Annotated in this window: 8 protein-coding genes; 5 read left to right on the top strand and 3 right to left on the bottom strand. The window is 74.7% G+C overall.

What is annotated here, in order from left to right; translation table 11 throughout:
• The first annotated feature begins 76 nt into the window (after positions 1–76).
• Positions 77–1,366, top strand: a complete 1,290-nt coding sequence (locus C6361_RS05080) for an ABC transporter substrate-binding protein (protein ID WP_107266928.1) — start codon at positions 77–79, stop codon at positions 1,364–1,366.
• Positions 1,363–3,534: a hypothetical protein gene (locus C6361_RS05075; protein ID WP_107266927.1), complete on the top strand. Its 2,172-nt coding sequence runs from the start codon at positions 1,363–1,365 to the stop codon at positions 3,532–3,534. The genes C6361_RS05080 and C6361_RS05075 overlap by 4 nt, the downstream gene beginning before the upstream one ends.
• 70 nt (positions 3,535–3,604) lie before the next feature.
• Here the strand turns inward: C6361_RS05075 and C6361_RS05070 are convergent, their stop codons facing one another.
• The 3 genes from C6361_RS05070 to C6361_RS05060 are packed head-to-tail and all read right to left on the bottom strand — an operon-like array spanning position 3,605 to position 6,627.
• Complete coding sequence (locus C6361_RS05070; RefSeq protein WP_369931407.1) at positions 3,605–4,468, bottom strand: ABC transporter ATP-binding protein; 864 nt, start codon at positions 4,466–4,468, stop codon at positions 3,605–3,607.
• A 19-nt stretch (positions 4,469–4,487) separates the two neighbouring features.
• Positions 4,488–5,552, bottom strand: coding sequence for an iron chelate uptake ABC transporter family permease subunit (locus tag C6361_RS05065; protein ID WP_107266926.1), 1,065 nt, complete (start codon positions 5,550–5,552; stop codon positions 4,488–4,490).
• Positions 5,553–5,556: 4 nt separating this feature from the next.
• Positions 5,557–6,627 (bottom strand): FecCD family ABC transporter permease, encoded by a 1,071-nt coding sequence (locus C6361_RS05060; protein WP_369931313.1) that lies wholly within the window; start codon positions 6,625–6,627, stop codon positions 5,557–5,559.
• A gap of 290 nt (positions 6,628–6,917) precedes the next feature.
• On the opposite strand from C6361_RS05060, the gene C6361_RS05055 reads away from it, so the two are divergent.
• The 3 genes from C6361_RS05055 (at position 6,918) to C6361_RS05045 (ending at position 25,537) form a co-directional block, all read left to right on the top strand.
• Positions 6,918–7,943, top strand: coding sequence for an iron-siderophore ABC transporter substrate-binding protein (locus tag C6361_RS05055; RefSeq protein WP_107256015.1), 1,026 nt, complete (start codon positions 6,918–6,920; stop codon positions 7,941–7,943).
• 72 nt (positions 7,944–8,015) lie between these two features.
• On the top strand, positions 8,016–25,298 hold the full coding sequence (locus C6361_RS05050) for a non-ribosomal peptide synthetase (RefSeq protein WP_107266925.1): 17,283 nt from the start codon (positions 8,016–8,018) through the stop codon (positions 25,296–25,298).
• On the top strand, positions 25,295–25,537 hold the full coding sequence (locus tag C6361_RS05045) for an MbtH family protein (protein WP_107266924.1): 243 nt from the start codon (positions 25,295–25,297) through the stop codon (positions 25,535–25,537). The genes C6361_RS05050 and C6361_RS05045 overlap by 4 nt, the downstream gene beginning before the upstream one ends.
• Positions 25,538–25,728 lie beyond the last annotated feature (191 nt).

Here is a 25,728-nt window from a genome sequence, read left to right as displayed (position 1 = left end):
AACCCCTAGCCCCGGCACCGTCGCCGGAAACCGAAGCACCCGTCGCGTCACACCCACCGTTCGCGAAGGAGTTCCGATGAGAGTCAGATCCATCCGGACCCGCCTGGGCACCGCCGTCGTCTCCGCCGCCCTGCTGCTCTCGGTCGCCGCCTGCGGCGACTCCGGCGGCGACGGCGGGCCCGTGGAGTTACGGTTCTCCTGGTGGGGGAACAACGACCGGGCCCAGGCCACCCAGAAGGTGATCGACGCCTTCCAGGCGAAGAACCCGGACATCAAGGTCACCGGTTCGTCGTCCGACTTCAACGCGTACTTCGACAAGCTCGCCACCGAGGTCGCGGCCGGCGACGCGCCGGACGTCATCACGCTGGGCGGCGCCTACCCCCGGGAGTACGGCGACCGGGGCGCACTGCTCGACCTGGCCCGGGTGAAGAACGAACTGAAGACCGACAAGATCGACGCCGCCGCGCTCGGCAACGGGCGGTTCGAGGAGAAGCAGTACGGCGTACCGACCGGGGTCAACACCTTCGCGCTGGTGGTCAACCCGGCGCTCTTCGCCAAGGCGGGCGTGCCGCTGCCCGACGACAGCAGCTGGAGCTGGGACGACTTCGCCCGGATCGCCCGGGAGATCTCGGCGAAGTCGCCGAAGGGCACCTACGGGGTGGCCGACCCGAGCACCGCCGACATGTTCGACCTCTACTCCCGGCAGCGCGGCGAAGGGCTCTACACCCCGGACGGCAAGGTCGCGATCAGCCGGAACACCATCACCGAGTGGTGGACGATGACCACCGGGCTGCGCGACGCCGGAGCCACCCCGCCGGCCTCGGTCACCACCGAACTGGAGGGCCAGCCGGCCCCGGAGCAGACGCTGATGGGCCGGGGCCTGGCCGGGATGCAGTTCGACTGGAGCAACCAGCTCGGCGCGCTGCGCAAGGCCTCCGGGCAGCCGCTGGAGCTGCTGCGGGCACCGGGGGAGAGCGGCCGGGCCGGGATGTGGTTGCAGGCCTCGCAGATCTACACCGTCAACGCCCGGACCGAGCACCCGAAGGAGGCGGCGAAGTTCGTCGACTTCCTGGTGAACAGCCCCGAGGCCGGGAAGATCATCCTGACCGACCGGGGCATCCCGGCGAACTCCGAGGTGCTGACGGCGGTGCTGCCGGCGCTCAACGCCGACCAGTCCGCGCAGGCCAAGTTCATCGAGAAGGTCACCCCGCAGGTGGGCCCGCCGCTGGTGATCGGGCCGACCGGCTCGACCGACACCCGGCTGATCCTGCAACGGCTCAACGCCGAGGTGCTCTTCGACCGGAAGTCCCCGGCCGACGCGGCGGACGAGTTCGTCAAGCAGGTCGAGGCGGCGATCGGCAAGTGACGGCCGACCGGGGCGGGGACGACGGCCGGCGGGCGGAGCGGGACGGGCCGGGGATCGACCGGCGGGCCCTCGTCGACCGGCACGCGGTCGAGGTGACCGGCATCCTGCCGGAGTCCCCGCTCTCGGTCGGCAACGGCGAGTTCTGCTACACCGTCGACGTCACCGGGTTGCAGACCTTCCCGGAGCACTACCCGGTGGGCAACCCCGGCGGCAGCGGCACGCCCGGCACGCTGCTCGGCACCCAGGCACAGTGGGGCTGGCACAGCCTGCCGGCCGGGCGGGCGTACGACCTGGCGGAGACCCGCCGGGCCTACCCGACGCCGCGCGGCCCGATCGAGTACGTCGACATGTGCGGCACCCTCTCCGGCACCGCCGAAGCCCCGCAGTCGCCCGCCGAGTCGTGGCTGCGCGGCAATCCGCACCGGCTCGACCTGGGCCGGATCGGGCTGGTCCGGACCACCCGCCCGGCCGGCACCGGGATCAGCGCCCGGGCGCCGGAGCCGGCCGAGTTGACCGACCCGCACCAGCGGCTCGACCTCTGGACCGGCACCATCACCAGTCGGTTCCGCCTGGACGGCACCCCGGTGGCGGTCGACACGGTCTGCCACCCGGAGCGCGACGTCCTCGCCGTACGCGTCGCCTCGGCGCTGCTCGCCGAGGGCCTCGCGATCCGGATCGCCTTCCCGTACGGCTCGACGCAGTGGAGCAACGCCGCGGACTGGTCCCGACCGGAGGCACACTCGTCGGTCCTGCGCCCGACGCCGGACGGGGCGCTGCTGCGCCGGGTACTCGACGACACCGCGTACTCGGTCGGGATCGGGCTGCCGGACGGCGCCCGGATCCTGCACGTCGGCCGGCACGAGTTCCTGGTCGTCGCCGCCGGGCTGCCCGCCGTCGAGCTGGTCGTCGCGTTCGCCCCCGGCGCCGGGTCGGCGGCCGGCGCCGCGCTGCCGTCCTATCCCGAGGTGGCCGCCGCGGCCGCCCGGCACTGGCCGGAGTTCTGGCGCGGCGGCGGCGCGGTCGAACTCGCCGACAGCCGCGACGGTCGGGCGGTCGAACTGGAACGGCGGGTGGTGCTCTCCCAGTACCTGACGGCGGTGCACTGCGCCGGAACGCTCCCGCCGCAGGAGACCGGCCTGATGGTGAACTCCTGGCGCGGCCGGTTCCACCTGGAGATGCACTGGTGGCACGGGGCGCACTTCCCGCTCTGGGGCCGGCCCGGCCTGCTGGAACGCAGCCTCGGCTGGTACGCCGGCATCCTGCCGCGGGCCCGGGAGACCGCCCGCCGGCAGGGCTGTGCCGGTGCCCGCTGGCCCAAGCAGGTCGGCCCGGACGGGCGGGAGAGTCCGAGCCCGATCGGGCCGTTCCTGCTCTGGCAGCAGCCGCATCCGATCTTCCTCGCCGAGCTGGTCCGGCGGACCACCGCCGACCCGGAGGCCGCGCTGCGCCGGTACGCCGACGTCGTCCTCGACACGGCGGCGTTCATGGCCGACCACCCGGTCCGGGGCGAGCGCGGCTACCAGCTCGGCCCGCCGCTGGTGCCGGCCCAGGAGTCGTACGCCGACCTGCGGGAGAGCCTGACGAACCCCACCTTCGAGCTGGCGTACTGGTGCTGGGGGCTGCGGATCGCGCAGCGCTGGCGGGCCCGGCTCGGGCTGTCGCCGGAGCCGTCCTGGGAGCGGGTCGCCGCCAACCTGGTCCGGCCACACGTCCGGGACGGGGTCTACGCCGCCGTCGACGTGCCGCCGTACACGGTGCGGGACGACCATCCCTCGATGCTGTACGCGCTCGGCCTCGTCCCGCCCACCGAACTGGTCGACCCGGAGGTCATGCGGGCCACCCTGCACGGGGTACTCGCCGACTGGGACTGGGCGTCGACCTGGGGCTGGGACTATCCGGCCATCGCGATGACCGCGACCCGGCTGGGCGAGCCGGGTACCGCCGTCGAGGCGTTGCTGCGCCCCGAGGCGAAGAACGGCTACCTGCCGAACGGGCACAACCGGCAGACCGCCGCGCTGCCGGTCTATCTGCCCGGCAACGGTGGGCTGCTCGCCGCCGTCGCGCTGATGGCCCGGGGCTCGGACGCGGACGACGGCCGGCCGACACCCGGCTTCCCGGACGACGGAGGCTGGACGGTCCGGCACGAGGGGCTGCACCCCATGCCCTGACCGGCTCGCCCGGCGACCGACCCGGGCGGGTGGCCGCCGGAGGCCCGTCGCCGGTCGACCGAGGACCGCCTCAGGCGCCGGCGGCCACCGGTACCAGCGGACGGGGGTGGTGCCGGCTGGTCGGGATCACCAGCGGGGTGCCGGTCAGCGGGTCGAGGCTCACCTCACACCGCACGTCGAAGACCTCGTCGACCACCTCGGCGGTGACCACACTCGACGGGGCACCCTGGGCGACGACCCGGCCACCCTTCATCGCGATCACGTGATCGGCGTACCGGCACGCCTGGTTGAGGTCGTGCAGGACCATCACCACGGTCCGGCCGTCCCGCCGGTTCAGATCCACCACCAGGTCGAGGACGTCGATCTGGTGCGACAGGTCGAGGAAGGTGGTCGGCTCGTCCAGCAGCAGCACCGGGGTCTGCTGGGCCACCGCCATCGCGATCCAGGCCCGTTGCCGCTGCCCGCCGGAGAGTTCGTCCACCGGCCGGTCGGCCAGCTCGGTGACGCCGGTCGCGGCGAGCGCCTCGGTCACCGCCCGCTCGTCCTCGGGCGACCACTGCCGCCACCAGGTCTGGTGCGGCGAGCGGCCCCGGCCCACCAGGTCGAGCACGGTCAGGCCGTCCGGCGCGACCGGCGCCTGCGGCAGGATCCCCACCTGCCGGGCCACCTGCCGGGTGGGCAGGGAGTGGATCGCCCGACCGTCGAGCTGGACGCTGCCGGCCGTCGGGTTGAGCAGCCGGGCCAGCGCCCGCAGCAGGGTGGACTTGCCGCAGGCGTTGGCGCCGACGATCACACTGATCCGGCCCGCCGGTATCACCAGGTCGAGGTCGTCGACGACCACCCGTTCGCCGTACGCCAGGCGCAGCCGTTCGGCCCGCAGTTCGGGCTGGTCGGCGGCGCGGCCCGGCGGGGCGTCGAGCACGGTGTCGGTGATGGTCAGATCCACGGTCACGTCAGCCTCCAGAACCGGCGCGGTTGGCCCGGACGAGCAGCCAGAGCAGGAACGCCGCGCCGACCGCCCCGGTGACCACGCCGACCGGCAGGTCGACGTCCGGGATGATCCAGCGGGCCACCAGGTCGCTGGCCGAGACCATCAACGCCCCGGTCAGCGCGGACACCAGCAGTGGCGGCGCGGAGAGCCCCGCCAGTCGCTGGGCGATCTGTGGTGCGGCCAGTGCCACGAAGAGCACCGGCCCGGTGGAGGCGGTGGCGAACGCGACCATCGCGACGCCGACGACCACCAGGAGGAGCCGGGCCAGTTGCACGGGCGTACCCAGCCCCTGGGCCACCTCGTCGCCGAGGTGCAGGGTCCGGGTCCACCGCCCGAGCAGCATCCCGGCGGGGAGCAGCACCAGTACGGCGACGGAGAGCGGGCCGACCGTCTCCCAGCCGCGACCGCTGAGGTTGCCGACCAGCCAGCCGAGCGCCGCCTGCGCCTCGGCCAGCTGGGCCCGGGTCAGCAGGTAGTCGGTGGCGCTGGCGGCCATCCAGGAGACGGCGATGCCGACCAGCACGATGCGGTAGCCGGTGGCGCCCCGCCGCCAGGCGAGCAGGTAGATCAGCGCGGCGGTGATCAGCCCGCCGACCAGGCCCAGCGCCGGTAGGCTCAGCCCGGCGCCGCCGAGCACGATGGCGGCGACGACGGCGGTGGTGGCACCGGCGTTGATGCCGATCATGTCCGGGCTGGCCAGCGGGTTGCGGGTGATGGTCTGGAAGATCGCCCCGGAGACGGCGAACGCGGCACCGGCGAGTACGGCGGTCAGCGCCCGGGGCAGCCGCAGCTCCCGGACGATGAAGACCTGACCCGGGTCGCCGGAACCCCAGAGTGCGGGGACCACCCGCAGCGGGCTGACCGGGTAGTCGCCGGTGGCGATGCCGACGCAGAAGACCACGAACGCCAGGGCGGCGAGCCCGAGGCAGCAGATCAGCACCCGCCACCGGAGTACGCCGGAGACCGGTGGCCGGCTGATCCGGAACGGGGTACGGCCGCCGGTGCGGCGCAGGTCGAGGAGGGTCATCGGGTCAGAGCTCCGCGAGCCGGCGGCGCCGGACCAGCATGATGAAGAACGGGCCGCCGATGAAGGCGGCGATGATGCCGACGCCGACCTCGCTCGGCCGGGCGATGACCCGACCGATGATGTCGGCCAGCAGCAGCAGGCTCGGCGCGAGCACCATGGTGAACGGCAGCAGCCAGCGGTGGTTCGGGCCGGTGATCAGCCGGGCCACGTGCGGCACCACCAGGCCGACGAAGACGATCGAGCCGGCGACCGCGACCGCGGCTCCGGCGAGCAGGGTCACCGCGAGGGTGCCCTGTAGGCGTACCAGTCCGACCCGGCGGCCGAGCGCGGCCGCGACGTCGTCGCCGAGGGCGAGGCTGTTCAGCGCCGGGGCGGAGGCCAGCGCGAGTACGGTGCCGAGGGCCAGGAACGGCAGCAGTTGACCGATGGTGCCGAAGTCCGGCCCGGAGAGCGAGCCGGCCGCCCAGAACCGGTAGCGGTTGAGCGCGTCCGGGTCGCGCAGCACGACGGCGCTGGTCAACGAGTTGAGCAGGAAGGTGATGGCCACGCCGGCCAGCGCCACCTTGACCGGGGTGGAACCGCCCCGGCCGAGCCCGCCGAGCAGGTAGACCACCACGCTGGCCAGCAGGGCACCGGCGAAGGCGAACCAGATGTAGCCGTAGAGCGTGGCGATGCCGAACCAGGCGATCGCGAGGACGATGCCGAGCGCGGCACCGGCGGTGACGCCGAGCAGGCCGGGATCGGCGAGCGGGTTGCGGGTCAGCCCCTGCATCAGGGCACCGGAGAGACCGAGTGCCATCCCGACCAGCAGGCCGAGCACGGTGCGCGGCAGGCGTACGCCCCAGACGATCGCCTCGATCTGCGGGTCGGCGGTGCGCGCGCCGGCCCGGTCGAGCAGCGTCTGCACCACCTGGTCCAGCGGGATCTGCCGGCTGCCCACCGCGACGGAGAGCAGGGAGAGGACGATCAGGACGGTCGTGGCGACCAGGAAGAGCCCGACCGGACGTCTGGATCGGTGACCCGTCGCCCGGGCGGGCGCGGGTCGGCTAACCGGTGTTGCCTGGTCGGTTGTCACGCGGTCCTCGGGTTTCTTCCGCCGAATGTGTCGGGGGCTTCGCTTCTTAGGGTAGGTATACCTTAGTTCACGGCTTCGATGGATGGGGAGGTCGTTCCGGCGAGCCTTGAGGTTAGGTAAGGTTTACCTTACTATCACGGTCATCGGAACCGGCCAACGGTGCCGTGCCCGAGGTCAGGCAACAGGTCGCCCGGCGTCGCGCGACCCCATTCCCGATCCCGCGCCGAGACCGACTTCCACCCGGCCGCCCCACGGCGCGACGGGACCCGACAGAGACCGAAGAGGAGCCGATGTCCACCACACCTGCCCGCACGAAGCGTCCACGGCCGGTAGCCCGACTCACGGCGGCGCTGGCCGTCCTCGTGGTCGGCCTGGCCGGTTGCGGTGGTGGCGACGACGGTGCCGACCCGGCGCCGTCCGCGAGCGCCGGCGGCACCTTCCCGGTGACGGTCGAGCACAAGTACGGCAGCACCGAGATCACCAAGGCGCCCACCCGGGTGGTCACGCTCGGCCTCAGCGACCAGGACCCGGTGCTCGCCCTCGGCGTCGTGCCGGTCGGTGCGATCGACTGGTTCCTGGAGCGGCCGTACGGCAAGTGGCCGTGGGCGCAGCCGCTCTGGGGCAGCACCCCGCCGGAGATCGTCGGTGAGCGGGACGACTACAACCTCGAAAAGATCGCGGCACTGCGACCGGATCTGATCATCGGGCTCTACTCCGGGATGACCCAGGAGCAGTACCAGAAGCTCTCCCAGCTCGCCCCGACCGTCGCCCAGCCGAAGGGCTTCGCCGACTACGCCGCACCCTGGCAGGAGATGACCCGGCAGGCCGGTCGCGCGCTCGGCAAGCCCGAGCAGGCCGACAAGCTGATCGCCGACGTCGACGCCCGGTTCGCCAAGGCCCGGCAGGAGCACCCCGGTTTCGCCGGCAAGACCGTCGCGGTGGTCGACCCGTACGAGGCCGGCAAGTACGCGGTCTTCGCGCCGAGCGACCCGAAGGTGGTCTTCATGACCCAGCTCGGCTTCACGGTGCCGGAGAGCATCGTGCAGGCGGCCGGCAAGGAGTACGCCGCCGAGATCGGCTCCGAGCGGCTCGACCTGGTCGACGTCGACAAGCTGCTCTTCCTCACCTCGGACGCCAGCGCCGAACCCCGGGTCAAGGCGGACAAGGTCTACGCCACCCTCGACGTGGCGAAGCAGAACCGGGCGGTCTTCCTGCCGTACGAGAACCCGCCGATCGGTGGCGCGCTCTCCTTCAGCACCGTACTCAGCGTCCCGTACGCGCTGGACCAGATGCTGCCGCTGCTCGGCGACGGCTGACCGCCGGCCGATCCCCGACACCACCTTCGTTCCGGACCGTTCCCACCCGCTCGCGAGAGGCGGTACCTCGTCGTGCCCACAAGTGACCTGAACCGTGCCGAGGCCGGGCCGACGACGGTGGGCCCGACGGCGCCGGAACGGCACCGGATTCTCGTCGAGTGGAACGCCACGGTCCGGCCGGCACCCCCGGCGACCTGGCCGGAACTCTTCGCCGGCCAGGTACGCCGGGCACCCGACGCGGTCGCGGTGGTCTGCGAGGACGTCGAGCTGACGTACGCCGAACTCGACGCCCGGGCCGACCGGCTGGCCCGGGCGCTGCGGGCCCGGGGAGTCGGGCCGGAGCGGGTGGTCGCGCTCTGCCTGCCCCGCTCGGTGGACATGATCGTGGCCGAGGTGGCGGTGCTCAAGGCCGGCGGCGCCTACCTGCCGGTGGACCAGGACTACCCGGCCGAGCGGATCGGCTTCATGCTCGCCGACGCCCGGCCGGTCTGCCTGGTCAGTACGACCGAGCTGGTCGGCGAGCTGCCGGAGACCCCGGGACTGCCGAGGCTGCTGCTCGACGAGCTGACCGGGACCGATCAGGTCGACGTCGGCCCGACCGAGGCGATGCCGGCGCTGGCCCCGGAGAACGCCGCCTACGTCATCTACACCTCCGGGTCGACCGGCCGGCCCAAGGGGGTCGTCGTCTCGCACGCCGGGGTGGCCAAACTCGTCGCCACCCAGAGCGCCCGGCTCGGCGTCGGGCCGCAGAGTCGGGTACTCCAGTTCGCCTCGCCCAGCTTCGACGTGGCGTTCTGGGACCTCTGCCTCGGGCTGCTCTCCGGCGGCCGGCTGGTGGTGGTACCGGCCGAGCGCCGGGTGCCCGGACCGGCGCTGACCGAGTACGCCCACCGGCACGGCGTGACGTTCATGATCCTGCCGCCCGCGCTGCTCGCCGCGATGCCCCGGGAACTGACCCTGCCGGCCGGGGCGACCCTGCTGGCCGGTACCGAGCGGGTCTCGCCGGAACTGGTCGCCCGGTGGGCGCGGGACCGGCCGATGTTCAACGCGTACGGGCCGACCGAGGCGACGGTCAACTCGACACTGGGGGAGTGCGACCCGGCCACCCCGCCCGGCGGCGTGGTGCCGATCGGCCGCCCCGACCCCGGCACCCGCTGCTACGTGCTGGACGCCGCCCTCCAGCCGGTGCCGGTCGGCGCCACCGGCGAGCTCTACCTCGGCGGCACCGGGCTGGCCCGGGGCTATCTCGGCCAGCCGGGGCTGACCGCGCAACGCTTCGTCGCCGACCCGTACGGGCCGGCCGGCGGGCGGCTCTACCGCACCGGTGACCTGGTGCGCTGGCTGCCGGACGGGCGGCTGGAGTTCCTCGGCCGCGCCGACGACCAGGTGAAGATCCGCGGCTACCGGATCGAGCCGGGCGAGATCGAGTCGGTACTCGCCCAGCATCCGGCGGTCGGCCAGGTCGCCGTACTGGCCCGGCCGGGGCGCGACGGTCAGCAGCGGCTCGCCGCGTACGTCGTACCGGCGCTGGACCGGCCGGCGGACGCCGAGGTCGAGTCGGCCCGGGTGGACGACTGGCAGCGGCTGCACGAGCTGCTCTACACCGCCGGCCGGGTAGAGCGGTTCGGGGAGAACTTCACCGGCTGGAACAGCAGCTACGACGGGTTGCCGATCCCGCTGCCCGAGATGCGCCAGTGGCGGGACCGGACGGTGGAACGGATCCTCGCGCTGCGCCCGCGCCGGGTGCTGGAGATCGGTGTCGGCAGCGGGCTGTTGCTGGCGAAGGTGGCGCCGGAGGTGGAGTCGTACTGTGGCACCGACCTCTCCCCGGCGGCGATCGAGGCGCTGCGCGACCAGGTGGCGGCGGTGCCGGCGCTGGCCGGTCGGGTCGAGCTGCGCGCCCAGCCGGCCGACGTCACCGACGGGCTGCCGACCGGCTTCTTCGACACCGTCGTGCTGAACTCCGTGGTGCAGTATTTCCCGAGCGTCGACTACCTGGTCGACGTGCTCCGCCGGGCCGTCGCGCTGCTCGCCCCCGGCGGCAACGTCTTCGTCGGCGACGTGCGCAACCTGCGGCTGCACCGCACCCTGCGCGCGGCCATCGAGGCGGGCCGCCGCCGGCCGGACCCCGACGGCCGGCGGGCCGCGCTCACCGCCGTCGAGCAGGCCCTGCGCTGGGAGGGCGAGCTGCTGCTCGACCCCGACCTCTTCCCGGCGCTGGCCCGGCAGGTGCCGGCGATCGCCCGCGCGGACCTCTGGGTCAGGCGCGGCCGCGCGCACAACGAACTCACCCGCTACCGGTACGACGTCGTGCTGCGCACCGCCGCCAGCGCAAAGCAGTCCACGGTGGACGGTTCCGTCGAGCTGTCCTGGGACGACATCCCCGGCGGGCTGATCGGGCTGGCCGAGCGGCTCGACTCGGCGCGCCCGGCCGTACTGCGGGTGACTGCGGTGCCGAACGCCCGGCTGGACACCGACCTCGCGGCGTACCGGGAGCTGACCGGTGAGACCGGGCCGGCCGGCGGGACCGGGTCGACCGTCGACCCCGAGGCGGTCTACGAGCTGGCGCGACGGCACGGCTACCGGGTCGAGGTCACCTGGTCCGGTACCGGTGACGAGGGCCGCCTCGACCTGCTCTTCACCCGCCCGGACGCGCCATCCGCCGGACCGGCGTACCGGCCCGTGCTGCCGGCGGAGCCGGCCCCGCCACAGCGGTATGCCAACCGGCCGGCGCCGTTCCGGGACGTCACGGCGCTCCTCGCCGAGCTGCGCACGTACGCCCGCAGTTGGCTGCCCGACCACATGGTGCCGGCCGCCTTCGTCCCGCTGCACGAGCTGCCGGTGCTGCCCAGCGGCAAGCTGGACCGGGCAGCCCTGCCGGCGCCGGACTTCGCGGCGGCGAGCACCGGGGCCCGGCCCCGGGACGCCCGCGAGGAGGTGCTCTGCGCCCTCTACGCCGAGGTGCTCGGGTTGCCGGAGGTGGGGGTGGAGGACGACTTCTTCGCCCTCGGCGGGGACAGCATCGTCTCGATCCAGCTCGTGATCCGGGCCCGCCAGGCGGGGCTGGTGGTGACGCCGCGCCAGGTCTTCCAGCGCCGTACCGTCGCCGAGCTGGCACCGGTGGTGGAGTCGCTCTCCCGGGAGGTCGAGGACGACCCCGAGGCCGGGGTCGGCGAGTTCCCGCTCACCCCGATCATGCGCTGGCTGGACGAGTGCGGCGGGCCGGTCGACGCGTTCGCACAGTGGCTGGCGGTCCGGGTACCGGCCGGGGCGACCGTCGAGCGGCTGGCCGCCGCGCTCCAGGCGGTGCTGGACCGGCACGACGTACTCCGGTCCCGGCTGGTGCGGGCCACCCCGGAGCGTCCGGGTCGGCTGGTGGTGCCGGCGCCCGGCACGGTGCCGGCGGCGGACCGGCTGCACCGGGTCGACGTCGCCGGGCTGACCGACGAGGCGCTGCGGGACCGGATCACCATTGCCGCCGACGAGGCGGGCGCACGGCTGGACCCGCAGGCCGGCGTGATGGTGCAGGCGGTCTGGCTGGACGCCGGCCCGGACCGGGCCGGCCGGCTGGTCGTGGTGGTGCACCACGCGGTGGTCGACGGCGTCTCCTGGCGGATCCTGCTGCCCGACCTCGCCGCCGCCTGGACCGACGTGCTGGCCGACCGGCCGCCCCGGCTGGAGCCGGTCGGCACCCCGCTGCGCCGCTGGGCCGAACTGGTGCACGCCGACGCCGAGTCGGCACGGCGGACCGCCGAGCTTCCACTCTGGACGGAGCTGCTCCGTGGCGACGACCCGGCGCTGGCCGACCGCCCGCTGGACCCGGTCGGCGACCTCGCCAGCGTCCGCCGGCTCACCCTGCGGCTGCCCGCCGAACAGACCGCACCGCTGCTCACCAGCATTCCGGCGGCCTTCTCCGCCGGGGTCAACGACGTACTCCTCACCGCGCTCGCCCTGGCGCTCGCCGACTGGCGCCGACGCCGGGGGACCGGTGCACCCGGACCGGCGCTGGTGGCGCTGGAGGGGCACGGCCGGGAGGAGCAGCTCGCCGACGGCGTCGACCTGTCCCGCACCCTCGGCTGGTTCACCAGCATCTTCCCGGTCCGGCTCGACACCGGACCGATCGACCTCGACGAGGCGCTGGCCGGCGGCGACGACGCCGGCCGGGCCCTGAAGCGGATCAAGGAGGGATTGCGGGCCATCCCCGACCACGGCCTCGGGTACGGGCTGCTGCGGCACCTCAACCCCGAGACCGCCGCCGTACTCGCCGGGCTGCCGCAACCGCAGATCAGCTTCAACTACCTCGGCCGGTTCGGCGTGGAGTCGTCGCCGGACGGCTGCTGGATCGCGCTGCCCGGGCTCGGCCTGCTCGCCGGTGGCTTCGACGCGGCCATGCCGGTGGCGCCGTACACGCTGGAGGTGAACGCCTTCACCGAGGATCGGCCGGACGGGCCCGGGCTCGGCGTGACCTGGGCCTGGCCGGCGGCACTGCTGTCCGAAGAGGACGTTGCCGAGCTGGCGCAGGGCTGGTTCGCCGCGCTGGAGGCGCTGGTCCGGCACGCCGCCCGGCCGGGAGCCGGCGGGCCGAGCCCGTCCGACTTCCCGCTGTTGACCCTGCGGCAGGAGGAGGTGGACGCCCTCGCCGCCGCCGTACCGGCGGTCGCCGACGTGCTGCCGCTGACTCCGTTGCAGGAGGGCTTCTACTTCCACGCGGTCGCCGCCGGCCCGGAGCGGGACCCGTACCGGGTGCAGCAGGTGATCGAGCTGCGCGGACCGCTGGACGCCACCGCGCTGCGCCGGGCCGGGCAGGACGTGCTCGACCGGCACGCCCCGCTGCGGGCCGCGTTCCCGCAGCTCGCCGACGGACGGCCGGTGCAGCTCGTCGCGGAGGGCGTCGCGCTGCCGTGGCGCGAGGTCGACCTGACCGGGTACCCCGAACCGGAGCGGGCGGCCGAGTTCGAGGCGCTGGCCGAGGCAGAGCGGGCCGCCCCGTTCGACCTGACCCGCCCGCCGCTGCTGCGCTGCGTACTGGTCCGGTGGACGGAACAGCGGCACAGCCTGCTGCTCACCCACCACCACATCGTCACCGACGGCTGGTCGGCCGGGGTGACCCTGCGGGACCTGCTCGCCCGGTACGCACCCGGTGGCGAGCCGGAGCGGCTGACCCCGGTCACCCCGTACCGCCGGTACCTGGAGTGGCTGGCCGGTCGGGACCGGGTGGCGGCCGAGCACGCCTGGCGGGCCGCACTCTCCGGACTGGACGGTCCGACCCGGCTCGCTGCCGAGGCCGACGAGGGCTTCGACGGGATGTTCCACCCGGAACGGGTCCGGGTGGCGCTGCCGCCGGAGGTGGCCGGCGCGCTCGCCGGACGGCTCCGGGTGGCCGGGCTGACCCTGGGCAGTGTGCTGCACGCCGCCTGGGCGGTGCTGCTCGGCCGGCGCCTCGGCCGGCGCGACGTCGTCTTCGGCAGTACCGTCTCCGGCCGGCCGGCCGAACTCGACGGCGTCGAGGCGATGGTCGGACTCTTCATCAACACCCTGCCGGTGCGGCTGCGCTGGACTCCGGCGGAACCGCTGGCCGAGCTGGCCGGCCGGCTCCAGCGGGAGCAGGCCGAACTCCTCGACGCGCAGCACCTCGGGCTGCCGGCGATCCAGCGGCTGGCCGGCGGCGGCGAACTCTTCGACACCCTGGTGGTGCTGGAGAACTATCCGGTCGACGCGATCCCGCGCCACCCCGTCGGGCTGGAGTTGGCCGGGGTCGAGTTCCGGGAGGCGACCCACTATCCGGTCACCCTGCTGGTCTCGTCGGCCGGCGGGTCGCCGGAGTTGACCGTGGAGTACGACCCGGACCGGATCGACGCCGCTACCGTACGCCAGCTCCGTACCGGGCTGGCCGAGGTGCTCGGCGCGTTCGTCGCCGAGCCGGACCGACCGGTCGGGCGGATCGACCTGCTGCCGCCGGCCGACCGCGACACCGCGCTGACCCGGCTCGCCGGCCCGGTCCTCCCGGTGCCGCCGGAGACCCTGCACAGCCTGGTCGCCGCGCAGGCGCACCGGAGACCGGACGCGGTGGCGCTGATCGACGGCGAACGGCGGATCGACTACGCCGAGCTGGACCGTCGGGCCGACGCGCTGGCCCGGCGGCTGGTCGCCCGGGGCATCCGGGCCGGCGACATCGTCGCGGTGGCGGTACCCCGGTCGGCCGAGCTGGTGGTGGCGCTGCTCGGCGTGCTGAAGGCGGGTGCCGCGTACCTGCCGCTGGACGTGACGCATCCCCGGGAACGGCTCTCCGTGGTCCTCGCCGACTCCGGCGCCCGGGCCGTCGTATCCACTGTGAGGGTGCTGGCCCGGCTGCCCCGGCCGGCCGACGTGCCGCAGCTGCTGGTCTCCGCGACGGTGGAACCGGAGGGACCGTCCAACGTGGTCGTCCCGGCCGGCGACGGCGGCGACCCGGAGGCACCGGCGTACCTGATCTACACGTCGGGTTCGACGGGCCGCCCCAAGGGAGTACTCGTCGGCCACCGGGCGATCGTCAGCCAGCTCGCCTGGTCACAGCGGCGGTTCGGGCTCGGCACCGACGACCGGATGCTGCAACTCGCCCCGGCCGGCTTCGACACCTCGGTCTGGGAGATCTTCTGGCCGCTCTCGGCCGGTGCCGCCGTGGTGCTGCCCGGCGAGGACGAGGCCGGTGACCCGAGCCGGCTGGCCGGGCTGGTCCGCCGGCACCGGGTCACCGCGGTCACCTTCGTACCCTCGCTGGTCGAGGCGTTCCTGCTCGCCGACGAGCTGACCGCCGATCCCGGCTGGGCGGCCAGCCTGCGCTGGGTCTCCTGCGGCGGCGAGGCACTCGCCCCGGAGCTGGCCCGCCGCTGGCAGGCGCTCACCGGCACGGCGCTGGACAACTTCTACGGGCCTACCGAGACGGCGGTGCAGGTCACCTGGTGGGCCAATGACGGCGGCGCGGAGCGGACGGTGCCGATCGGCCGCCCGGTGGCCAACACCCGGCTGTACGTGCTCGACGACTGCCTCCGGCCGGTGCCGGCCGGCGTACCCGGCGAGCTGTACGTCGCCGGAACGCAGCTCGGGTACGGCTACCACGCCCGGTACGGGCTGACCGCCCAGCGTTTCGTCGCCGACCCGTACGGGCCGGCGGGGCAGCGGATGTACCGCACCGGTGACCTGGTGCGGTGGCGTACCGACGGCGTACTCGAATACGTCGGCCGGAGTGACGACCAGGTCAAGATCCGGGGGCACCGGGTCGACCTCGGCGAGGTGGAGACGGTGCTCCGGGCCGCGCCGGGGGTGGCGCAGGCGGTCGCCGCCGCCCGGGTCGACGGTCGGGGCCGGACCGGTCTGGTCGGCTACCTGGTGCCGGTCGCCGGGCGCCGGCTCGACGTCGAGACGGTCCGCGCGGCGGCCCGGGCCGGGCTGCCCGAGTCGATGGTGCCGGGCCGGTTCGTGCTGCTCGACACGCTGCCGCTGACCCCCAGCGGCAAGCTCGACCGGGCCGCCCTGCCCGCACCGCAGGACACCGGCCCGCCGGCCCCCGCCACCGCACCGGCGCCGGTCGGCGCGTCCCTTGTGGATGTCTCGGCAACGCCGGCCGGCGGCGGTACGGCCGAACGGCTGCTCCGGGAGGTCTTCGCCGAGGTGCTCGGCCTGCCCGAGGTCGGCGCCGACGGGGACTTCTTCGCCCTCGGCGGTGACAGCATCCTCTCCATCGCGGTCTCCAGCCGGGCCCGCCGGCACGGGCTGGCGGTCGCTCCGCGCGACGTCTTCCGGCACCGGACCCCACGGGCGCTGGCCGAGGCGGGCGGTGGCGACGCCGCCCTCGCCCCGGCCGACACCCCGACGGCGACGGTCCCGGCTCCGGCCGCCGCCACCGCCGGAACCGATGTGGACCCGGACGAGTTGGGTGAGGTACCGCTGCTGCCGATCGTGCACTGGCTCCGGGAGACCGGCCTGCCGATCGACCGGTTCACCCTGAGCACCCTGCTGGTGGTACCGGCCGAACTGGACCTCGGATCGCTGGCCGCCGTACTCCAGGCGGTGCTGGACCGGCACGCCGGCCTGCGGTTGCGGCTGCGCCGGATCGCCTCGGTGCTCTGGTCGCTCCAGACGACTCCGGTCGGCAACGTCCGGGCGGCCGACCTGGTACGCCGGGTCGACGTCGCCGGGCTGGACGAGGCCGGGCTGCGCGCCGTGCTGGCCGCCGAGTCCGCCGCCGCCACCGACCGGCTCGCCCCGGACGAGGGGAGCATGCTCCAGGCGGTCTGGTTCGACTCCGGCGACCGGCCCGGCCGGCTGCTGCTGGCCGCCCACCACCTGGTGGTCGACGGCGTCTCCTGGCGGATCCTCCTGGCGGACCTCGCCGCCGCCTGGGCCTCGGTCCGGGCCGGGCAGCCGCCCCGGCTCGCCCCGGTCGGCACCTCGCTGCGGCGCTACGCCCGGGTGCTCGGCGAGCACGCGGGCCGCCCCGAGCGGCTGGCCGAACTGCCGCACTGGGTCGAGACGCTCGCCCCGGGCGCGGAACTGCTGCCGGGACAGCCCCGGCCGACGGCGGGACCGGCCCGCCAGCACGTCGTACGCCTCGACCCGGCGCAGACGCTGCCGCTGCTCACCGCCGTACCGGCGGCGGTCGGCGGCGAGGTCACCGGCGTACTGCTCGCGGCGCTGCGGCTCGCGGTGACCCGGTGGCAGCACCGTCACGGCCGTGACGGCGGAGCCGACCTGCTGGTCGACCTCGAACGGCACGGCCGGGAGGAGATCGAGCCGGACCTCGACCTCTCCCGCACGGTCGGCTGGCTCACCAGCGTCCAGCCGGTACGCCTGCCGGCCGGCACCGACCCGGTCGAGCTGCTGCGTACGGTCGGCGAGCGGATCCGGGCCGTACCGGACGGCGGACTCGGCCACGGGCTGCTGCGGTACCTGAACGCGCAGGCGGCGCCGATCCTGGCCGGCCTCTCCTCGGCCCAGCTGCTCTTCCACTACTACGGCCGGTTCCCCGGCGGCACCGACCTGCCCTGGACGCCGGCCGCCGAGTCCGACGCGATCGCCGTGGTCAACGGCGGGCTGGGCCTGTCCCACCTGCTCCAGGTCGACGCGGTCGCCACCGAGACCCCGGCCGGGCCGGTGCTGACCGCGACCTGGACCTGGCCGGACGGCGTGCTCGACGAACCCGAGGTGACCGCGTTGGCCGCCGAGTGGCTCGACGCGCTGCGCACCCTCACCGACGCCGTGGCCCAGCCGGCCGCCAGCACCGTGGCCCAGCCGCCCGCCGGCACTCGTCCGGACCCGACGCAGCAGCGGCCCGTGATCGCGGCCGGGCTGTCGCTCGGCCCCGACGAGATCGACCGGGTCGTCCGGAGCAGCCCGGTACCGGTGGCGGAGATCTGGCCGCTCTCGCCGTTGCAGGAGGGCCTCTACTTCCACGCCAGTTACGACACCTCGGCGCTGGACGTCTACACCGCACAGGACGCCTTCGACCTCGGGTACCGGCTGGACCTGGACCGGTTGCGCCGGGCCGGCGCCGCGCTGCTGGCCCGCAACCCCGGGATGCGGGCCGGGTTCGCGAGCGTCGGGCTGAGCCAGCCGGTGCAGTTCGTCGCGGTGGCCCCCGAACTGCCGGTGACCGAGGTGGACCTGACCGACCTCGACCCGCAGACCCAGCGGGCCCGGATGGCCGAGCTGATGGCCGAGGACCGGCGTACCCGCTTCGACCTGACCCGGCCGCCGCTGTGCCGGCTGCTGCTGCTCCGGCTCGGCGACGACCGGGACCGGCTGGTCGTCAGCCACCACCTGGTGCTCTGGGACGGCTGGTCCGAGGAACTCTTCGTCGAACAGCTCTTCACCCTCTACGAGCGCGACGGCGACGACCGGGACCTGCCGCCGGCCGGCACCTACCGCGACCACCTGGAATGGCTGGCCGGCCAGGACACCGAGCTGGCCGCTCAAGCCTGGCGGGACGCGCTCACCGGGCTCGCCGAGCCGACCCTGGTCGCCCCGGAGGCGAGCCTGACCCCGGTCGTCCCGGACCGGGTCCGGGCCGAACTGCCGACCGCGCTCGGCGACCGGCTGCGCGGGCTGGCCCGCCGGCACGGGCTGACCCTGAACACCGTGCTCACCGCCGCCTGGGGACTGGTCCTCGGCGGTCACCTCGGCCGCACCGACGTGGTCTTCGGGATGACCGTCGCCGGCCGGCACGCGGACGTACCGCACGTGGAGAACGTCATCGGACTCTTCCTGAACACCGTGCCGGTACGCGTCACCGCCGAACCCGGCGAACCGGTACTGCGCCTGCTGCGTCGGCTGGGGGAGCAGCGGATCGAACTGATGCCGCACGACCACCTCGGGCTCGGCGCGGTGCAGCGGGCCAGCGGGCACGCCCGGCTCTTCGACACGCTCTACGTGTTGCAGAACTTCGTCGACGAGGGCGAGTCGGCCCGGCTGCGGGACCGGCACGGAATCGCCGCCGTCGACGGGGTGGACGCCACGCACTATCCGCTGACCCTGGTGGTCACCCCGGCGCAGCGGCTCCGGGTGGCCCTGGACCACCGCCCGGACGTCGTACCCGGCCCGGTGGCCCGGAGCCTGCTGGACCGGTTCGTCGCGCTGCTGGCCCGGCTGGTCGCCGAGCCGGAGCTGCCGCTCGGCCGACTCGACCTGCTCACCGGGGCGGAACGGGCCGAACTGGCCGAGGAGTGGACCGCCACCCGGCACCCGATCGGCACCGAGTCCGTCGCCGACCTGCTCGCCGAGCAGGCCGCCCGGACCCCGGACGAGGTCGCGCTCGTCTTCGCCGGCCGCACCCTGACGTACGCCGAGTTCGACGCCCGGGTCAACCGGCTGGCCCGGCTGCTGGTCGCCCGGGGCGCCGGCCCCGAGCGGGTGGTCGCGCTGGCGCTGCCCCGCTCGATCGAGATGGTGGTCGCGCTCTTCGCGGTACTGCGCAGCGGAGCCGCGTACCTGCCGCTGGAGCTGGACCATCCGGCCGAACGACTCGCCTTCGTGCTCGCCGACACCGCACCGATGTGCCTGCTGACCGTCACCCCGGTCCGGTCCGGGCTGCCGGCGACCGACACCCCGACGGTGCCGCTGGACGACCCGGCGGTACTGGCCGAGCTGGCCGAACTCTCCGGTGCCGCGCTCACCGACGCCGAACTCCCGGCCGGATTCGCCCGGACCGATCCGGCCCGGCTGGAGCACCCGGCGTACCTGATCTACACCTCCGGCTCCACCGGGCGGCCGAAGGGGGTGGTGACGCCGTACCGGGGATTGACGAACATGCAGCTCAACCACCGGGAGGCGATCTTCGACCCGACGGTGGCGGCGGCCGGTGGCCGGCGGCTGCGGATCGCGCACACCGTCTCGTTCGCCTTCGACATGTCCTGGGAGGAGTTGCTCTGGCTGGTCGAGGGGCACGAGGTGCACGTCTGCGACGAGGAGCTGCGCCGGGACGCCCAGGCACTGGTCGCCTACTGTGACCGGCACCGGATCGACGTCGTCAACGTCACCCCGAGCTACGCCCACCACCTGATCGAGGAGGGGCTGCTCGACCGGTCCGAGCCGGCCGAGGGGATCGCGCGGCACCGGCCGGTGCTGGTGCTGCTCGGCGGCGAGGCGGTCTCCGAGGCGGTCTGGAACCGGTTGCGGGACACCGAGGGTACCGCCGGCTACAACCTCTACGGGCCGACCGAGTACACCATCAACACCCTGGGCGGCGGGACCGGGGAGAGCGCCACCCCGACCGTCGGGCGGGCGATCTGGAACACCCGGGCGTACGTGCTCGACGCGTACCTGCGGCTCGTCCCGCCCGGTGCCCCCGGTGAGCTGTACATCGGCGGGATCGGGCTGGCCCGGGGCTACCACCGGCGGCTCGGACTGACCGCGCAGCGGTTCGTCGCCGACCCGTACGGCGCGCCGGGGGAGCGGATGTACCGCACCGGTGACCTGGTCCGGCGCCGGCCGGACGGGAACCTGGACTTCCTCGGGCGCACCGACGACCAGGTGAAGATCCGGGGGTACCGGATCGAGCTGGGCGAGGTCGAGAGCGCGCTCGCCGAACATCCGCTGGTCGCGCACGCCGCCGTGGTGGTCGACGCCGGCACCGATCCCGGGGTACGCCGGCTCGCCGGCTATCTCGTCCGGGCCGCCGCGTGGGCGGAGTCGGACGACGACACCGTACTGGCCGACGTCCGGGCGGAGCTGAAGCGGCGGCTGCCGGACTACATGGTGCCGGCCGCGCTGGTACCGCTGGACCGGCTGCCGCTGACCGTGAACGGCAAGCTCGACGTGGCGGCGTTGCCCGCTCCGACGGTCCGGGCCGGTGCGGCCTCCCGTCCGCCGGCCACCCCCACCGAGGAGGCGCTGCGGGACCTCTTCGCCGACCTGCTCGGGGTGCCGCGGATCGGCGTCGAAGAGAACTTCTTCGACCTCGGCGGCCACTCCCTGCTGGCGATCCGGCTGGTCAGCCGGGCCCGGGTGGTACTCGGGGCCGAGCTGGCGATCCGGGACCTCTTCGAGGCGCCGACCGTCGCCGAACTGGCCGCCCGGATCGACACGGCGGCCCGCGACGACGCGGCCCGGACCGACGCCGCCGAGCCCGGCGCCGGCCGGATCCCGCTGCTCCCGGCCGAGCGCCCCGCCGTGCTGCCGCTCTCCTTCGCGCAGCAGCGGCTCTGGATGATCCAGCAGCTCGCCCCGGAGTCGGCGGCCTACAACTTCCCGATCGCGGTACGGCTGCGCGGGGCGCTCGACGTCGCGGCGCTGCGTGCCGCGCTGGCCGACCTGACCGGCCGGCACGAGACGCTGCGTACCCTGCTCGGCGAACGGGACGGCCGGCCGTACCAGCGGGTGTTGCCGGCGGACGACGCCCGGCCGGTGCTGGAGACGGTCGACGCCACTCCGGCCGAGGTGGCCGGGATCGTCCGGGAGGCGGTACGCCGCCCCTTCGACCTGACCACCGAACCGCCGCTGCGCGCCACCCTCGTCGCGGTCGACCCCTCCCCGGGTGGGGCACCCGAGCACGTCCTGGTGCTGGTGTTGCACCACGTCGCCACCGACGAGTGGTCGGACGGGCCGTTCCTGCGCGACCTCGGCACCGCGTACGCGGCCCGGCGGGCGGGACGGGCGCCGGACTGGGCACCGCTGCCGGTCCAGTACGCCGACTACACCCTGTGGCAGCGCCGGCTCCTCGGCGACCCGGCGGACCCGGGAAGCCTGGCCGCCCGGCAGCTCGACCACTGGCGTACCGCGTTGGCCGGCGCGCCGGAGGAGCTGGTGCTGCCCACCGACCGGGCCCGCTCGGGACGCCCGGACCCGGCCGGGGCCGAACTCTCCGTGCCGCTGCCCGCCGAGGTCGGCGCGGGGCTGCGCCGGCTCGCCTCCGGCACCGGCACCAGCCTCTTCATGGTGGCGCACGCGCTGGTCGCCGCCCTGCTGCACCGGCTCGGTGCCGGCACCGACATCCCGCTCGGCGCGCCGATCGCGGGGCGGGACGACGCCGCCCTCGACGACCTGGTCGGCTTCTTCGTCAACACCCTGGTACTCCGGACCGATCTCTCCGGCGAGCCGACCTTCACCGAGCTGCTGGCCCGGGTACGCCAGACCGACCTGGCCGCCTTCTCCGCCCAGGACGTGCCGTTCGAGGCCGTGGTCGAGGCGGTCAACCCGGCCCGTTCGGTCTCCCGGAACCCGCTCTTCCAGGTGATGGTGGTGCACCGCAACCGGAGCGCCGAGTGGAGCGGTCTCGCCGGACTGACCGTCACCGACGAGCCGGTCGACACCCCGGCGGCAAAGTTCGACCTGGTCTTCGACTTCGCCGAGGCCGTCGGCGAGCCGGGCGGCGCCGGGCCCGTCGACGAGCGGGACGGCGTCGGTGACGGGGCGCTGAGCTGCCTGCTGAAGTACCGCACCGACCTGTTCGACCGGGAGACGGTGGCGCTGCTCGGCGAGCGGCTGCTCCGGCTGGCCCGGGCGGTCGTCGCCGACCCCGACGCGCCGCTGGGCCGGATCGACGTCTTCGTCGGCGACGAGCGGGACCGGGTGCTGCGCGACTTCAACGCCACCGGCCGGACCGTGCCGGAGGAGACCCTGCCGGCCATGTTCGCCGGGCGGGTGGCGCAGACCCCGGAGGCGGTCGCCGTGGTCGACCGGCAGCGGACCCTGTCGTACGCCCAACTGGACGCCGAGGCGGCCCGGATGGCCCGACTGCTCGCCGGGTACGGGGTCGGCCCGGAGACCGTGGTCGGAGTGGCGGTACCCCGCTCGACGGAGACCGTGGCGGTGGTGCTCGGGGTGCTCCGGCTCGGCGCCGCGTTCCTGCCGCTGGACCTCGGCCACCCGGCCGAGCGGCTGGGATACATGGTCGAGGACTCCGGCGCACGGATCGTGGTGACGACGCCGGAGGCCGCCGAGCGGCTGCCGGAGCTGCCCGGGGTGCACCGGCTGCTGGTCGAGCCGCTCCAGCCGGAGCCGGTACCGGCGACGCCCGTCGACCCGGCCGGGACCGGGCCGGTGGTGCCGGCCGGACTGGACCACTGCGCGTACGTCATCTACACCTCGGGCAGCACCGGCCGGCCCAAGGGCGTGGTGGTGTCGCACGAGGGGCTCGGCAGCCTGGTCGCGACCGCCGTCGACCGGATGGGGGTGGACGACTCCTCCCGGGTACTCCAGTTCGCCTCGACCGGCTTCGACGTCTTCGTCTTCGAGCTGGCCATGGCGCTCGGGGTCGGTGGCCGGCTGGTGATCGCCCCGGACGAGACCCGGGCGCCCGGCCGACCCCTGGTCGACCTGCTGGAACGGGAGCGGGTCAGCCACGCGATCCTGCCGCCGTCCCTGGTCTCCGCACTGCCGCCGGACTGCCAACTGCCGGCCGGACTGGTCGTGCTGGTCGGTACCGAGACGGTGCCACCGGACGTGATCGGGCGGTGGGCACGGCGACTGCGGCTCTTCGCCGCGTACGGACTGACCGAGGCGACGGTCAACTCCACCCTCTGGCGGGCCGAGCCGGACTGGTCCGCCGCGGTACCGATCGGCCAGCCCGACCCGAACACCCGGGCGTACGTGCTGGACGAGCGGCTCCGCCCGGTACCGCCCGGAGTGGCCGGCGAGCTGTACGTCGGCGGCCGAGGGCTGGCCCGGGGCTACCTGGGCCGTCCCGGGCTGACGTCCGAGCGCTTCGTCGCCGACCCGTACGGCCCGGCCGGGGCCAGGATGTACCGCACCGGTGACCGGGCGCGCTGGCGGGCCGACGGCATCCTGGACTTCCTCGGCCGGGTCGACGACCAGGTGAAGATCCGGGGATTCCGGATCGAGCTGGGCGAGGTCGAGGCGGTACTCGCCCGACACCCGGGGGTACGCCAGGCGGCGGTGGTGGTGCACCGCGACGCCGACCTGACCCGCCTCGCCGGGTACGTCGTGCCGGCCGCCGGCCCGCTCGACCCCGCCGAGGTACGCGCACACGCCGCCGAAGCGCTCCCCGACTACATGGTGCCGTCCGCCGTACTGGTCCTCGACGGTCCGCTGCCGCTGACCGCCAACGGCAAACTGGACCGGCGTGCCCTGCCGGCGCCGGACTGGGCGGCGCTGACCGGCGACGACGCGCCGGTCAGCCCGGCAGAGCAGACCGTCGCCGAACTGGTCGCCGAGGTACTCCGGCTGCCGAGGGTCGGGATCTCGGACAACTTCTTCGCCCTCGGCGGGCACTCGATGGCGGCGATGCGGCTGCTCGGCCGGATCCGCGCGGCGCTCGGCGTCGACCTGGCGGTCCGGGACATCTTCGAGGCGCCGACGGTGGCCGGGCTGGCGGACCGGCTCGCCGGGGCGGTGGCGCAACGTCCGGCGCTGCGCCGGGCAGAGGGCACGGCCACGCCGGTCGCGGCTCCGGTGCAACGGATCTGGTGGGACCTGCACCGGGCGGGAGCCGAGCGGCAGGCGTCCGGCCGGACGGGCTGGGACCTCGCCCTGGTGGTCCGCGCGGGCAGCGGACCGGGGCACGCGGCGGCTGACGCAGCGGGCGACGCGGCGGGCGACGCGGCGCGGCTGGACGTACCGGCACTGGAGGCGGCGCTGGCCGACCTGGTGCGACGGCACGAGCCGCTGCGTACCGCGCTGACGGCGGGCGCGGCCGGCGAGCCGGTGCCGGTGCCGGTGGCCGACCGCGCACTGCTGGAGGTGCTGCCGGAGAGCGGGGTGCCGCTCGACGACCTGATCACCGAGCTGGTCGGCGACGGGGTGGACCCGACCCGGGAGCCGCCGCTGCGGGCCCGGTTGCTGACCGGTCCGGGTGGCGATCGGGTACTGCTGCTGACCATGCACTATCTCGGCGTGGACGAGTGGTCGGTGGTGCCGCTGGCCCGGGACCTCGGCACCGCGTACGCGGCCCGGGTCGCCGGTCGAGCGCCGGAGTGGCCGCCGCTGCCGGTCGGCTATCCGGACTATGCCCGCTGGGCGGGTACCCTGCTCGGCGATCCGGCCGACCCCGGCAGCCGGCACGCCCGGCAACTCGAATGGTGGCGGGGAGCGCTGTCCGGCGTACCCGATCGGCTGGCGCTGCCGACCGACCGGCCGCGACCGACGGCGCTCTCCGGGCGCGGCGGCCGGGTCGAGTTCGTGCTCGACGCGGCGTCGCACCGGGCCGTCGACGAGCTGGCCCGGCAGACCGGAACCAGCATGTTCATGGTATTCCAGGCCGCCCTGGCCGCGCTGATGCACCGGATCGGCGCGGGTCCGGACGTCCCGATCGGCACCCTGGTCGCCGGTCGGACCGAGGCGGCCCTCGGCGACCTGGTCGGCTGCTTCGTCAACCCGCTGGTGCTGCGTACCGACACCGGCGGCGATCCGACCTTCACCGAACTGCTCGGCCGGATCCGCGAGGCGGACCTGAGCGCCTTCGACCGCCAGGACGTCCCGTTCGACGCGGTCCGTCGCGTCCTGCCGGCCGGCGTGGCGCTGCCGCAGGTGCTGCTGGTGCACCACGAGGAGGCCGGGCTGGACGGTCCGGACGGTGCTGCGGCGCTGCGGTTCGAGCCGGTGCCGACCGGCACGACCCGGGCCGAGCTGACGGTCAGCTTCTACGAGCCGCTCGGCGACGGCCCGGTGCACGGCGAGCTGGACTATGCGGTCGAGCTCTTCGACCCGGCGACCGCGCGCCGGCTCACCGACGAGCTGCTCGGGCTGCTCACCTCGGCCCTCGCCCGGCCCGGACTGCCACTCTCGGCGCTCGGATCCGGCGCGCCCTCGGCGCTCGGATCCGGCGCGTTCCCGGCGCTCGGGCCCGACGCCGCCGACCAGGCGCCACCCTCGCCCACCCAGTCCGACGGCGTCACCGCCGGACGTCCTGAGAGGATCGACTCATGACCACCAATCCGTTCGAGGACCCGGACGGGCAGTACCTCGTGCTCGTCAACGACGAGGGGCAGCACTCGCTCTGGCCGTCCTTCGTGGACGTACCGGCCGGCTGGACGGTGGTGTTCGGCGCGGACGGCCCGCAGTCCCGGGACGCCTGCCTGGCGTACGTGGAGGAGAACTGGACGGATCTGCGTCCCCGCAGCCTGCGGGAGCGGATGGCCGCTGCCACGGCCGAGCCGGGTAGCTGACCCCCAGTCACTGCTGACGCTGCCAAGTGGCGCGGCGGTCGGTTCCGGGTACCTCCCGGGTCGGGGTGGGTTGCCCGAGAGACTGTCGAGCTGCCCCGCTTGCGCCCCCCGCTCGCCCCGGGGGCGGGGGTGGTTGCGCGCGAGGGACTGTCGAGCTGCCTCGCATGCGCACCCGCCCTTCCGGGGGCGGG

The sequence above is a fragment of the Plantactinospora sp. BC1 genome (genome assembly GCF_003030345.1).
GTDB lineage: Bacteria > Actinomycetota > Actinomycetes > Mycobacteriales > Micromonosporaceae > Plantactinospora.
Note: the sequence above shows the minus strand (reverse complement) of the source record. Positions and strands in the feature narration are given on the sequence as shown.

Coding starts and splice junctions, on each gene's coding strand:
- C6361_RS05055 (WP_107256015.1), top strand. CDS start 6,918: ATGTCCACCACACCTGCCCGCACGAAGCGTCCACGGCCGGTAGCCCGA.
- C6361_RS05045 (WP_107266924.1), top strand. CDS start 25,295: ATGACCACCAATCCGTTCGAGGACCCGGACGGGCAGTACCTCGTGCTC.
- C6361_RS05065 (WP_107266926.1), bottom strand. CDS start 5,552: ATGACCCTCCTCGACCTGCGCCGCACCGGCGGCCGTACCCCGTTCCGG.
- C6361_RS05080 (WP_107266928.1), top strand. CDS start 77: ATGAGAGTCAGATCCATCCGGACCCGCCTGGGCACCGCCGTCGTCTCC.